The following is a 13,679-nucleotide window of genomic DNA, read 5'->3' on the forward strand; positions in this document are numbered from 1 at the left end:
GGGAGGACAATGACTTTTTCTTCGTCGACGCAGGATCGTCAGGCTCACTGGCTGGTGCTTCTCGGCCTTTTGCTCTTTCTGATTGGACTGCTGACAGGCTTCGTGTCGGGTGGTCTCGCCAATTCGCGGATGGGCCTTTCGGCACATCTCGAAGGCTTGATGAATGGCATATTCCTCGCTCTGCTCGGCCTTCTCTGGTCGCGTCTGGTACTCGGCGCAACGGCTCTGTTGGTTGCTTTCTGGCTCGTCGTCTATGCCGCATTCGCCAACTGGCTGGGCGTCCTGCTTGCCGCAATTTGGGGCGCCGGCGCCGGCATGATGCCGCTTGCGGCGCAAGGCATGTCGGGTTCGGGTCCGCAGGAAGCCATCATTGCTTTCCTGCTCATCAGCCTCTCCGTTGCGATGGTGCTGGGCGTGATCCTGGTGATCCTGGGCCTCTGGCACGCGCGAAAGTAGGGACTCACGCAGCCTTTGCCGCGCCGGCGAGGTCTGCGAGCTTCCGCATCAGCACGTAAGTGCCGGCCAGCCGCTCTTCGGGCGTGTCCCAGTCACGCTTGAAGACGAGCTTGTGATCGGGACGGAGCTTTGCCCTGCCGCGCTCGTCATTGATAATCTCGACCAGCGCCGCCGGATTGGCGAATGTGTTGTCGCGGAAGCTGAGCACAATGCCCTTGGGACCCGCCTCGATCTTCTCAACATTGGCCGCCCGGCACATCCCCTTGATCTCGACGATCTTCAACAGGAACTCGACTTCCTCCGGCAGCTTGCCGAAACGATCGATCAACTCGGCGCCGAAGCCGTCGACCTCCGCCCGCGTTTCGACATCCGACAAGCGCCGGTAGAGGGCCATGCGTGCGTCGAGATCGGGCACATAATTTTCGGGAATAAGAACCGGTGTGCCGACATTGATCTGCGGCGACCAGCGTCCCTCCTCGTCTTCATCCGCACCGCCGCCGCGCATCGCCGCCACGGCCTCCTCGAGCATCGACTGATAAAGTTCGTAGCCGACTTCCCTGATGTGGCCCGACTGTTCGTCGCCGAGCAGGTTGCCCGCGCCGCGAATGTCGAGGTCGTGGCTCGCGAGCGAAAAACCCGCACCGAGCGAGTCGAGCGACTGCAACACTTTCAACCGTCGTTCGGCACCCGCCGTCAGCGTCCGGTTGGCCGGAACCGTCAGATAGGCATAGGCGCGCGCCTTCGAACGGCCGACGCGACCGCGAAGCTGGTAGAGCTGCGCCAGGCCGAACATGTCGGCGCGATGCACGATCAGCGTGTTGGCGGTCGGGATATCGAGGCCGGACTCGACGATCGTTGTCGAGAGGAGCACGTCGTATTTGCCATCGTAGAAAGCGGTCATCTTGTCTTCGATTTCGCCGGGCGCCATTTGCCCATGCGCGATCGTGAACTTCACTTCAGGCACATATTGCCGCAGAAACTCACCGGCGTCGGACAGGTCGGCGATGCGCGGCACGACGTAGAAACTTTGCCCACCCCGGAAGTGTTCGCGCAACAGCGCCTCGCGCATCACGACGGGATCGAACGGCGAGACATAGGTACGCACGACAAGCCGGTCGACCGGCGGCGTCGCGATGATCGACAGTTCACGCACGCCCGAAAGCGCCATCTGCAACGTTCGGGGGATCGGCGTTGCGGTCAGCGTCAGCACATGAACCTCGGCGCGCAGCGCTTTCAACTGCTCCTTGTGCGCGACGCCGAAATGCTGCTCCTCATCGACGATCACGAGTCCGAGATTGCGAAACTTCACCTGCTTTCCAAGAACCGCATGGGTGCCGATCACGATGTCGACCGTTCCATCCGCGAGACCCGCCCTCGCTTCCGCCACGTCCTTGGCGCCGACAAGCCGCGACATCTGCCGGAGTTTGACCGGCAGTCCATGAACGCGATCGCTGAACGTCTTGAAATGCTGCCGCGCCAGCAATGTTGTCGGGACGACAACCGCGACTTGATAGCCGTTCAACGCGGCGACAAAGGCCGCGCGCAACGCGACTTCGGTTTTTCCGAAACCGACGTCGCCGCAGATCAGCCGATCCATTGGTCGCCCACGTGCAAGATCTTCCAGCACCGCCTCGATCGCCTGTTCCTGATCGTCGGTTTCGGTGAACGGAAAGCGCGCACAGAACTCATCATAGGCACCCGGTTGCGGTTCCATGACCGGCGCCTTTTTCAATTCGCGCGCGGCGGCGATCTTGATGAGTTCGCCGGCCATCTCGCGGATGCGTTCCTTGAGACGCGCCTTGCGCGCTTGCCAGCCGGTGCCGCCCAGCCGGTCGAGCTGTGCCTCCGTTTCATCGGAGCCGTAGCGCGACAAAAGTTCGATGTTTTCGACCGGCAGGTAGAGCTTGTCGTTGCCCTGGTAGAGCAGCAACAGGCAGTCATGCGGGGCACCCATGACCTCGATAGTCTGCAAACGCTCGAAGCGCCCGATGCCGTGATCGACATGCACGACGAAGTCGCCGGGCGAAAGGCTGGACGCCTCGGTCAGAAAGTTCTCCGCCCGCTTCTTGCGGCGCTGGCGCACCAGCCTGTCGCCCAGAACGTCCTGCTCGCTGATGACAGCGAGATCGTTCGTCTCGAACCCGGCTTCAAGACCGAGAACAATTAGCGAAACTGTACTTTTGATAACACTGTTAACATCCGTCCACTTTTCGGCAATGAGAACATTTCCGATACCGTGATCGGCGAGCACATGGACAAGCCGGTCCCGCGCCCCTTCGCTCCAGCTTGCAATGGCGATGCGTTTGCCGGCACGACGAAGCCCGGCAATATGCCCACCCAGTGCCTCAAAGATGTTGATGCCGTCCTGTGCCCGTTCCGGCGCAAAGTCGCGTCCCAGTTTTCCGCCGAGGTTGATGCCGGCTTCCTCGGGAACGCGGAACGGCGTGAAAACACGCACGGGCCGCGTGTCGAGGATCGCGTCCCACTCCGCCGCATCGAGATAGAGCAACTCTGGCTTCAGCGGTTTGTAGCTCGGCGCCTCGACTGTCGAGCGGCCCTCGCGCGCCGCGACACGCGCTTCGTAATAGTCGCGGATGAGGTCGAGCCGTGCGGTCTTCGCCTCGTCGGCCTGAGCATCGAGCGTGACCGTGGCGCCTGGCATATAGTCGAAGATCGTTTCGAGCTTTTCGTGGAAAAGCGGAAGCCAGTGTTCCATGCCCGCATGCTTGCGGCCCTCGCTGACGGCGGCGTAGAGCGGATCGCCGTCATTGACCGCACCGAGCGCCGCGACATACCCGGCACGGAAGCGACGGATCGTATTTTCGTCGAGATGAATTTCGCCGGCGGGCACCAGATCGACGCCGGAAAGCTGCCCGACCGTGCGCTGACTTTCCGGATCGAAGCTCCGCACCGCATCCAGCGTGTCGCCGAACATGTCGAGGCGCAGCGGCAATTCAAAGCCCGGCGGGAAAATATCGACGATACCGCCGCGCACCGCGAACTCGCCGCGCTCGCGCACCGTGCCCGTCCGGTTGTAGCCGTTGGCCGCGAGATAGGCCGTCAAAGCATCGAGATCGACGCGGTTGCCGACATGCGCCGACCAGGCCGCAGTGCCGACCGTTTCGCGCGCCGGCACACGCTGCAGCGCGCCATTGACCGTGAGAAGCACGACGAGCGGCTTGTCCCCGCCCGTCTCCAGCCGCGCGGCCAGCCGCGATAGCGTCGCCATGCGGCGGGCGCTGATGTCCCCGTTCGGGGATACGCGGTCATAGGGGAGACAGTCCCAGGCAGGAAAAAGCTCGACCTCGATATCGGGTGCGAAGAATGCCAGCGCTTCTGCGAGTGCCGCCATGCGCGCATCGTCGCGCGCCACATGCCCAACCATCCCCTTCTGGTTGCCATGGCATGCGCGCGCGATATCCGCGAGTACGAGTGCATCGAAGCCCTCCGGGACTTCGCCGAGCGTCAACCGGCCCGGTGCCGCGGTCATTTCTTGTAGCCTGGTCAAGGAATTAGCCTTCGCTCCGGTTCGCCCAAAGCGTTCCCTTCATGTGATTGAACGTGCGGATGCGGGCGAGCAGCGGGGTATCGTGCTCCGCCGGCACGCGTTCGCGCCCCGTGATCCAGTTGTAGAGCGACGTATCCTCGGCTTCGAGCAACGCCTCATATTGATCGAGTTCGGGAAAACTCAGCGATTCCAGCATATTGTCGGAAAAATGCCCGAGGATAAGATCCATCTCGCGGATGCCGCGGTGCCAGGATCGGAATCCGATCCGCCGCAGCCGCGCGCGATGCTCTTCGGCGCTTGTTTCTGCCATAGTCCCTGTCCCTTTCAAGCTCGGGATATAGACCGCCCCAGCCTCTATGTCATTAGAATGGAAGCATGATTCCCTCTCGCGCCCATGGGGTCGGCGATGCGGCCTGATATCCTTTTTCCGCTCTTCGCGCCCGCGCGCACCCTTCCCGGAATCGGCCCCCGGCTTGAAAAACTTGTGGAAAAGCTGGCCGGCAACAAGGTCGTCGACCTCCTCTGGCACTTGCCGTCCGGCCTCATCGATCGCCGCAGCAGACCGAAGATCGCCGAAGTCCGGGATGGCGAAATCGCAACCATTGAGGCGACGGTCGGCCTGCATGTCGCGCCGCGCAACAGCCGGTTGCCCTACCGTGTTCACGTTTCCGACGATACCGGCGAAATGCAGATCGTCTTTTTCAACGCGCGGCCCGATCACCTGCTGAAGACGCTGCCGGAAGGCGCGCGACGCATCCTCTCCGGTCGCATCGAATTCTATCAGGGTCAACCGCAATTGACCCATCCGGATCACATCGTCAGGCCCGAAGACATGGCCGCGTTGCCATTGCTCGAGCCCGTCTATCCGCTGACCGCGGGCCTGCCGTTGAAGGCGGTTCAGAAGGCCGCCCGCGCTGCGTTGAAATTGTTGCCGGAGCTGCCCGAATGGCAGGACCCGCATTGGCTCAAGGCCCGCGGCTGGCAGGCCTGGCATACGTCGCTGCGAGCCGCTCACGCCCCGCAATCCCTCGCCGATCTCGAAACCGGCGCGCCGGCACGCGCGCGTCTTGCCTATGACGAACTACTGGCAAACCAGTTGGCGCTCGGCCTTGTCCGGCTGCGCATGCGCCGGCTGCCGGGCAGAACCGTCACCGGCGATGGCCGTATGCGTCGAAAAGTCATCGACGCCCTGCCCTTCGCGCTTACCAACGCGCAGACGCGCGCTCTGGAAGAAATCCTGTCTGACATGAAAAGTCCTCACCGCATGCTGCGCCTGCTGCAGGGCGACGTCGGCAGCGGCAAAACCGTGGTGGCGTTGTTGGCCATGCTGAATGCCGTCGAAGCAGGATTTCAGGCCGCGATGATGGCGCCGACCGAGATTCTTGCGCGCCAGCATCATGCGACGCTGGCGCCCTTGTGCGCCGCCGCCGGTGTTCGTCTCGAACTGCTGACCGGCCGGGAAAAGGGAAGCCGCCGCGCTGAAATACTGGCAGCCGTTGCAAGCGGCGAAGTCGATATTCTGGTCGGGACACACGCGCTCTTTCAGGAGGAAGTTGAGTTCCGCGCACTGGCTTTCGCTGTCGTCGACGAGCAGCACCGCTTCGGCGTTCATCAGCGCCTGATGCTGACCGCGAAGGGCGGCGTCGGCACCGACGTCCTGGTCATGACCGCGACACCTATTCCCCGCACGCTGACGTTGACCGCCTATGGCGACATGGACGTGTCGCGGCTGGATGAAAAGCCCCCGGGCCGCAAGCCGGTCGACACGCGCGCGCTGCCGCTCGATCGTCTCGATGAGGTGGTCGAAAGCCTGCGGCGCGCCTTGACGAAATCCGCACAGATCTACTGGGTGTGTCCGCTGGTCGAGGAGTCCGACGAGGTGGATGCCGCGGCGGCCGAAGAGCGGCACAAGCATCTGCAGTCGATCTTCGGCGATATCGTCGGTCTCGTGCATGGCCGCATGAAGGCGTCGGAAAAAGACAGCGTCATGGCGCGGTTCGAAGCGGGCGACATCCGTATCCTTGTCGCGACCACGGTGATCGAGGTCGGCGTCAATGTCCCTTCGGCAACGGTCATGGTGATCGAGCATGCCGAGCGCTTCGGTCTCGCCCAGCTCCACCAGCTGCGAGGTCGCGTTGGCCGCGGCGACGACAAGTCGAGTTGCCTGCTGCTTTACCAGGCACCGCTTGGCGAGACGGCCGCCGCGCGCATCCGGATCATGCGCGAGACGGAAGACGGATTTCGTATCGCCGAGGAGGATCTACGCCTGCGCGGCTCCGGCGAACTTCTCGGCACAAGGCAAAGCGGGTTGCCGTCGTTCCGCATAGCCCGCATCGAAGAACAGGCAGAACTTCTGTCCGCGGCCTACGATGACGCCCGGCTCGTGCTGAATGCCGACCCTGAACTGGAAGCGCCGCGCGGCCGGGCTCTCCGCACTTTGCTCTATCTGTTCGAGCGCGACGAAGCGATCCGGTATTTGCGGTCAGGTTGACCGGGCCTAAAGGCCCGCCGGGTTGCTGACGCTGACGGGCTCGCTCTCGCCATCAAGGTATTTCGGCTCGACAAGACCGGCAGAGATGATCAGCTTGGCGCCTTCCTCGATCGACATGTCGAGCACCTGAATATCGGTCTTCGGAACGAAAAGCAGAAAGCCCGAAGTCGGGTTGGGGGTTGTCGGCAGGAATACGCTGACAAGTTCCTGCCCGGCGCGGGCGACGATCTCGCCATTCGTCTGCGTGGTGATGAAGACGATGCAATAAATGCCCTTGCGCGGATATTCGATAAGTCCGACCTCCCGGAACGACGCACTGGATTGCGAGACGACTGTTTCGAATATCTGCTTCAATGCGCCATAGATGCTGCGCACCACCGGCATTCGGGCGACGACACGCTCCCCGAAATTGAGTACGGTGCGCCCGAAGATATTGGCCGTCAGCGCGCCCAGCAGCGTCAGCAGCACGAAGGCGATGATAAGGCCGAGACCGGGAATGTCGAAAGGCAGATAGGCGTCCGGGTGATACTGGCGCGGCAGCAGTGGCGTGAACCAGAAATCGATAAGATCGATAAACCACCGCGTGATCCAGATGGTCAAACCGATCGGCGCGGCCACCACCATGCCGGTGAGGAAATAGTTCCGGATACGCGCCATGAAGCTCGAGCGCTTGGCTGGCAGAATCAGGGATGATTCCGCGCCTGTCTGCCGTGTTTCTTCGTCGTGCCGGTCGTTCATGCGATCCGCCATATCTGCATTGTCCTGGCGCCTGCCCGCGCCTTCGGTTGACGCCGGGGCGCACTGGCCTCCGGCGCACCCGACCGTTTCATATCATCGTGCCTCTTCCCTGTCAGGCTCACTCGTTCCATCATGCTGAAATAGATATCAATGGAGCCCTTTTTGAGGCTCCTGGAACGACATCAAGGGAGAAGACGGCATGGCCAGGCTCCAGCCGGGAACGAAGATTCGCCTCGCCCCCGAGGACGAATATACCCACAAGCCCGATGCGGCACTGAACTATAACGAGAGCATGTATTTCAACATGTTCGACCCGGTCCGCAAGACCGGCGGCTGGTTCCGGCTCGGCAATCGCCCCAACGAGGGCTACGCCGAAATGTCCAACTGCCTCTATCTGCCGGATGGTCGCGTTGCCTTTATGTATGCCCGGCCGAAAATCACCGGCAACGAGGCGATGAATGCCGGCGGCATGAAGTTCGAGGTCGTCGAGCCGTTCAAACGCCTCCGTCTGTCCTACAGCGGAAATGTTGTGGTTCTGAAGAATCCGCTTGAAATGGCCGACCCGGCGCAAGCCTTCAAGAACAACCCCGTCGTCCCCTGCGAGGTCGCCCTCGACTATGAAGGCGTATCACCGATGTTCGGCGGCGAGACCGTCAATGCGGACGGCACGCCGCTCGACCTCGACCCGGAAAAGTCGTTCGCCAAGGCTCACTACGAACAGCACATGGCGGCCAGCGGCCACTTCACCGTTGGCGAGGAGCGCTTCGAGGTCTCGGGCTTTGGCCTCCGCGACAAGAGCTGGGGGCCGCGTTACTGGCAGGCAATCCACTGGTACCGCTGGCTGCCGATGAATTTTGGCCGTGACTTCGGGATGATGATCTCGATTGTCACCAACGACGAAGGCAAACAGCGCCAGGGTGGCATGGTGCTGAAGGACGGGGTGTACGATCTGATCGAAACCTGCACGATCGAGAGCGACTGGGACGACAACTGGTACCAGACCGCGCTCCGCGCCCATTTGACCACCCAATCGGGCGCCGCATACGACGTCGAGGGTAAGGTCTTGTCGTTGATCCCGTTGCGCAATCGTCGCAAGGCGCCCGATGGCAGCGATCTCAACACCCGCATCACCGAAGGCATGACGGAATATCGCTGCAACGGCATGACCGGCTACGGTCTGTCGGAATATCTCGACCAGATTGTCGACGGCAAGCCTGTGGGCGCGGGGCACTGACATGGGCGCCGAAGCGAACCCGTTATCCGAACCCCTTTCGGCGGTGGTGTGCAACCGGATTCCGGGCGCAACGGGAATATCGAATCTGAAACGACTTTCCGGCGGCGCAAGCCAGGAAACCTGGTCGTTCGATGCCGCAACCGCCGATGGCGTCGTACCGCTTATTTTGCGCCGCGCGCCGGGTGGCGCCCGCGATGCGCGCGCCACGGCCGTGCCGCTCGAAACCGAAGCACAGCTGATCCAGTTGGCCGGAAAAGTCGATGTGCCGGTGCCGACGGTCCGCCATGTGCTGGCACCCGAAGACGGTCTCGGTCACGGCTTCATCATGGACCGCATCGCCGGGGAAACGATCGCGCGGAAAATCCTGCGCGACGACGAGTTTGCGGCCGCCCGGCCAAAACTTGCGCGCCAATGCGGCGAAATCCTCGCGCGGCTGCACCGTGTCGACATGGCGGCATTGCCGCCACTGCGCACATCACCCGCGCGCAGCGAGATCAAGCAATATCTGGAAACCTACAAGGCGCATGGGCACCCCCATCCGGTTTTCGAGCTCGCCTTTCGCTGGCTCCAGGACAACGCGCCCCCCGAAGCCACGGCGCACACGCTGGTGCATGGCGACTTTCGCCACGGCAATCTGATGATCGGGCCGGACGGGGTGCGCGCCGTCCTCGATTGGGAACTGGCGCATGTCGGCGATCCGATGGAAGACCTTGGCTGGATATGCGTCAACTCATGGCGGTTCGGTAACATCGACCAGCCGGTGGGCGGTTTCGGCGCGCGCGAGGATATGTTCGCTGGATATGAGGCCGCGGGCGGCATCAAGGTCGATCCGGCGCGCGTCAAGTTCTGGGAAGTGCTGGGGACGCTGAAATGGGGCGTGATGTGCACCATCATGGTCACGGCCTTCAAGAGCGGCACGGACCGGTCTGTCGAGCGGGCGACCATCGGCCGCCGTTCGTCGGAAACCGAAGTGGATCTGCTGCGCCTTCTGGCGCCGCGCGGCTGAGGAGAAACACATGCAGGATCAACCGACAGCCGCCGAACTTGTCGAAGCCGTCGCAGAGTTCATTCGCAATCACGCGATGCCGCAGCTTCAGGGTCACACCGCCTTTCATGCCCGTGTCGCGGCAAATGCGCTGGACATCGTCAAACGCGAGCTCGAAATAGCGCCCGCAGCCAATGCCGGCGAAGAAGCGCGGCTCAAGGCGTTGCTTGGCCGCGAAGGAGCGCTGGAGGATCTCAATCGTGAGCTGTGCAAGCGCATCGAAAGTGGCACCATCGGTCTCGAAACGCCGGGTCTGACCGATCATCTCTGGACGACAACGCTGACCAAGCTCGCAATCGACCAGCCAAACTATTCGGGCTACAAGCGTGCGGTCGAAGAAAGCCGATGAAGACGGGGATTGGTCAATGCTGAAAAAGGTGCTTTGGGTAGTAGGCGGTCTGGCGGTTCTTGCCGTCCTGGCCGGGGCTTTTCTCTATGTGAACAAGCCCGCGCAATACTACGTCCTGCTGAAACCCTGGACCGGTTTCGATGAAGCCAAGGCGCCGCCGGCGCCGGTCTATGCGTTGGACGACACCTGGGCCGCGCTTCCCGGGCGGAGCGACCTAGCGGATGTCGTGCCAGCCGGGAGCGGTCTTACGGACAATCAGTCGCGTGCCGAAGTCGATGTGTTCTTCATCCATCCGACAACCTATTACGGCAAGGCCGGCTGGAACGCGCGCTACGACGAACCGGGATTCTCGCTCGACCGGCTGGAGAGCGGTGTGTTGCGCTATCAGGCAAGCGTATTCAACGGCTGCTGCCGCGTCTTCGCGCCGCGCTACCGGCAGGCGACCGTCTATGCCTTTATCGGCAAGGGCGACGATGAACATGCGGCGCTCGATTTCGCTTACCGGGACGTTCTGGCTGCCTTTCGAAACTTCGTTGCCGAACGAAACGACGGTCGTCCGTTCATACTGGCCGGACACAGCCAGGGTGGCTTGCACGGCTCTCGACTCCTGCAGGAAGAGATAGCAGGAACGCCCCTGGCCAATCGCATGATCGCTGCCTATCTGATCGGCTCTGCCCTGCCGGCGGACCTTGGCATCGCGGGCATCGAGCCTTGCGATGGACCGACGGCAACCGGTTGCACCATCAACTGGAACTCGATGAATGCCTCGGCGCCGCGTCGTGGTTGGGTCGAACAGGGCACGACGTGGTTCACGGGCGCCTATCGAATGCTTGCCGGCGCACCGCTCACCTGCGTCAATCCGCTGAACTGGGTGTTCGGTGGTGCTGCGGAAGCCTCCGAAAATCGCGGCAGCCTGCCCTTCGTCGGCTCGGACGAAGTCTTTCCGAGCCCACAGCCAGCGCTGACCGGTGCCGCCTGCGATGGCGGCGTGTTGCTGGTTTCGCTAACGGGCGACGAGCCCGGCTTCACGCTCGGCGTCCGGAGCGGCGACTTTCACATCTACGACTTCAATCTCTTTTACATGAACATTCGCGCAAATCTCGACGAACGAGTCGCCGCGTTCCTCGCCGCGGGAGGCAGATCGTGACCTTGACGAATCTCAACATTGATCGGGGCATTGCGACCGTCACTTTCGCAAACCCGCCGCGTGGCTACATGAACGCCGCGCAAATGCAGGAAATCGACCGGATTGCGGATGACCTTACGGCCGACGACGCGGTTCGCGTTGTCGTGTTCACGGGCGGGGTCGAAAACGTCTTTATTCGTCACTATGACGTTGCGGAGATTCTTGGTTTCGCCGACGCCCTGCAAAAAAACGAATTGATCGCCGATGCGCTCTTCGAACGGGCGCGGGCGGAGACGGCGCTTTCCCGGACTTTCGACAAGGTCGACCGGATGCCCAAACCGACCATCGCCGCCATCAATGGCTTCTGCCAGGGCGGCGGTTTCGAGTTTGCGCTGTGCTGCGACTTGCGTATCGCGCAGGCCGGTGATTATCGGATAGGCCTCCCGGAAACGAATATCGGCATTTTCCCGGGCGCCGGCGGAACGGAACGCCTGCCCCGCCTGATCGGTGAAGCCCGCGCGCTTGAGCTGATCCTGCGCGGCCGCACGGTCGGCCCCGAGGAAGCGGCCCGGCTCGGGCTCGTACACGAATGTGTCCAGGGGCCTGCCATCGAAAGGGCGCTTGAGCTCGCGGAAGAACTCGCCGCCAGGAGCCCGCGCGGCCTTGCCGCTGCCAAGGCGCAGGTGAAGTCGGCGTCCTGCCTGTCGCTTGCGGACGGACTTGCGAACGGCCGGGGCCGCTTCGCGGCGCTCGTTGCCGGCGACCCGGAAGCCGTGCGCCAGATGAAGGAATTCGTGACCGGTGGTGAGGACATAAACCGGCCTGCATGAGGCGGTTGCCGGCCCATTGGAAAACCGGAAAATCACCATGCGATTCGGTGACAATTTGCTAAAGGTTACAGGGCATTCTGGGGCAATCACGAAATTCTCACCGCAGGTTTAGCCGTGCCCTACACCGAAATCGACCTCGACGATCTTCCCGTCCGGCATCCGGTCCGAATGTTCAACGGCTATTGGGCGAGCCGCAGGAATGGCGCCGCCGCCCCGATGCGCCAGCATATTGTGCCTGGAGAGATTGCCGGCCTGCTCCGCTGGCTTCTGGTTCTGGAAACGGTGCAGATCGGCCACGAGCTTCAGTTCCGCTATCGCCTTGCGGGCACGGGTTGCACCGAGCTTTTTGGCATCGACTACACAGGAAAGATTCTCGGCGACAATCTGACACCCGAAGGTGCGGAAATACGCCGGCGTGAATTTCGCCGGGTGATGGAAAGCGTTCAACCGATCTATTCGGTCACCAACCTGCCGGTCAAAGCGAAAGAGTTCATCGTCGTTCACCGCGGGGTCTTTCCTGTGTCGACCACAGGCGCGGAAGTCGATCAGATTTTTGTCGTCATCGCGCCAGTATCCGAAACCTGCCTCGTTCGGCCAGCATTCGAAATGGCGTCAGTTGCCTAGGCAGGCCCACATCCGCCGAAACGAAAAAAGGCCGGGAACGATCCCGGCCTTTTGAGTTTGTGAGACGTCTGAAAATCAGGCGCCGTGCGCACCGATGATCGTCACCGAGCAGACATTCTGCGACGGAGCGCCGCCGAGATTGTGCGTCAAACCAATCTTCGGATTGGCAAGTTGCCGCTCGCCGGCACGACCCTGGAGCTGGAGATACATCTCGTAGGCCATGCGCAGGCCCGAAGCGCCGATCGGGTGTCCAAAGCATTTGAGCCCCCCGTCGATCTGGCAGGGAACCTTTCCGTCCGCGTCGTAGAAACCGTCCATAACGTCCTTCACGGCGCCGCCTTCCGGCGAGATGAAGAGGTCTTCCATGGTCACAAGTTCAGTGATGGAGAAGCAGTCATGCACTTCCATCATGCTGACTTCCTCGCGCGGATTGTCGATCCCGGCCTCCTTGTAGGCTTTCTTGGCCGCGATCCGCGCGGTGTGGAAATAGCTTCCATCCCAGCTGTTATGCTGCGACTCGAGCCCGTTCGACACGGATAGCTGCATCGCCTTCACAGTCACGATATTGCTCTTGCCCATCGCTTTGGCGATTTCGGGCGTCGTGACGATGGCCGCCGCCGCGCCGTCCGACACGCCGCAGCAGTCGAAAAGTCCAAGCGGTTCGGCAATCATCGGCGCGCCCATGACCTGCTCCTCGGTCACGGGATTGCGCAGGTGAGCCTTGGGGTTCTTGGCGCCGTTGGCGTGGCTCTTGACCGAAACATGAGCGATGGCGCGCTTCAGATCGTCCTTGTTGACGCCATGCTTGGCCCGGTAAGCCGAGGCCAGCTGCGCGAAGTTGCCCGGCGCTGAACCGGACGGCGACCATTGCGGGTTCAACGTACCCATGTTGCCGACAGGCAGGCCGCCATAACCGGTGTCTTTCAGCTTCTCGACGCCGACTGCAAGCGCGATGTCGGCCGCTCCCGAAGCAACAGCATAGACCGCGCCGCGCAATGCCTCGGAACCCGAGGCGCAGAAGTTCTCGACGCGTGTGACCGCGATATTGGGAAGCCGCAACGCCACCGAAAGCGGCGTACCGCCCTTGCCGGTGCCGATTTCATCGATATGGGTCGAGAACCACGCCGCATCGAGCTGCGTCGGCTCAATGCCCGCATCCTGCATCGCTTCGAGATAGGCTTCGACCATCAACTCTTCAGGGCCGGCGTCCCATCGCTCGCCGAACTTCGAGCACCCCATGCCGAGGATCGCGACCTTGTCCTTGATACCTGCCGCCAT

The 13,679-nt window shown here is 62.2% G+C and carries 12 protein-coding genes; 8 read left to right on the forward strand and 4 right to left on the reverse strand.

Going from position 1 to position 13,679, the window contains the following annotated elements; genetic code table 11:
* Window positions 1-9 precede the first annotated feature (9 nt).
* The gene (locus KF719_RS00650; protein WP_293506236.1) at window positions 10-456 is read left to right on the forward strand and encodes a hydrogenase; all 447 of its coding nucleotides are present in this window, start codon (window positions 10-12) and stop codon (window positions 454-456) included.
* Between the two features lie 4 nt (window positions 457-460).
* On the opposite strand, the gene mfd is transcribed toward KF719_RS00650, so the two are convergent.
* The gene (gene mfd / locus KF719_RS00655; RefSeq protein WP_293506237.1) at window positions 461-3,946 is read right to left on the reverse strand and encodes a transcription-repair coupling factor; all 3,486 of its coding nucleotides are present in this window, start codon (window positions 3,944-3,946) and stop codon (window positions 461-463) included.
* 22 nt (window positions 3,947-3,968) lie between these two features.
* Window positions 3,969-4,274 carry a succinate dehydrogenase assembly factor 2 gene (locus tag KF719_RS00660; RefSeq protein ID WP_293506238.1) on the reverse strand — a complete coding sequence of 102 codons (306 nt, stop codon included), beginning with the start codon at window positions 4,272-4,274 and terminating at the stop codon, window positions 3,969-3,971.
* Window positions 4,275-4,370: 96 nt separating this feature from the next.
* Here KF719_RS00660 and recG point away from each other — a divergent pair, with 96 nt between their 5' ends.
* Window positions 4,371-6,455, forward strand: coding sequence for an ATP-dependent DNA helicase RecG (gene recG / locus KF719_RS00665; RefSeq protein ID WP_293506239.1), 2,085 nt, complete (start codon window positions 4,371-4,373; stop codon window positions 6,453-6,455).
* 6 nt (window positions 6,456-6,461) lie between these two features.
* Here recG and KF719_RS00670 read toward each other — a convergent pair whose 3' ends face one another.
* The gene (locus tag KF719_RS00670; RefSeq protein WP_293506240.1) at window positions 6,462-7,205 is read right to left on the reverse strand and encodes a DUF502 domain-containing protein; all 744 of its coding nucleotides are present in this window, start codon (window positions 7,203-7,205) and stop codon (window positions 6,462-6,464) included.
* 187 nt (window positions 7,206-7,392) lie between these two features.
* Between KF719_RS00670 and KF719_RS00675 the strand changes: the two genes are divergently transcribed.
* From KF719_RS00675 to KF719_RS00700, 6 genes are all read left to right on the forward strand, one after another.
* Entirely contained in the window at window positions 7,393-8,427 is a 1,035-nt protein-coding gene (locus tag KF719_RS00675; protein WP_293506241.1) for a hypothetical protein, read from the forward strand.
* A gap of 1 nt (window position 8,428) precedes the next feature.
* Window positions 8,429-9,433, forward strand: a complete 1,005-nt coding sequence (locus KF719_RS00680) for a phosphotransferase family protein (RefSeq protein WP_293506242.1) — start codon at window positions 8,429-8,431, stop codon at window positions 9,431-9,433.
* A gap of 10 nt (window positions 9,434-9,443) precedes the next feature.
* Complete coding sequence (locus KF719_RS00685; protein ID WP_293506243.1) at window positions 9,444-9,821, forward strand: DUF6285 domain-containing protein; 378 nt, start codon at window positions 9,444-9,446, stop codon at window positions 9,819-9,821.
* Between the two features lie 16 nt (window positions 9,822-9,837).
* Window positions 9,838-10,968, forward strand: coding sequence for a DUF3089 domain-containing protein (locus tag KF719_RS00690; protein ID WP_293506244.1), 1,131 nt, complete (start codon window positions 9,838-9,840; stop codon window positions 10,966-10,968).
* On the forward strand, window positions 10,965-11,777 hold the full coding sequence (locus KF719_RS00695; RefSeq protein WP_293506245.1) for an enoyl-CoA hydratase/isomerase family protein: 813 nt from the start codon (window positions 10,965-10,967) through the stop codon (window positions 11,775-11,777). The genes KF719_RS00690 and KF719_RS00695 overlap by 4 nt, the downstream gene beginning before the upstream one ends.
* Before the next feature lie 114 nt (window positions 11,778-11,891).
* Complete coding sequence (locus KF719_RS00700; RefSeq protein ID WP_293506246.1) at window positions 11,892-12,401, forward strand: PAS domain-containing protein; 510 nt, start codon at window positions 11,892-11,894, stop codon at window positions 12,399-12,401.
* A 75-nt stretch (window positions 12,402-12,476) separates the two neighbouring features.
* On the opposite strand, the gene KF719_RS00705 is transcribed toward KF719_RS00700, so the two are convergent.
* The gene (locus KF719_RS00705) at window positions 12,477-13,679 is read right to left on the reverse strand and encodes an acetyl-CoA acetyltransferase (RefSeq protein ID WP_293506247.1); all 1,203 of its coding nucleotides are present in this window, start codon (window positions 13,677-13,679) and stop codon (window positions 12,477-12,479) included.

It is taken from the genome of Parvibaculum sp. (genome assembly GCF_019635935.1).
Lineage (GTDB): Bacteria > Pseudomonadota > Alphaproteobacteria > Parvibaculales > Parvibaculaceae > Parvibaculum.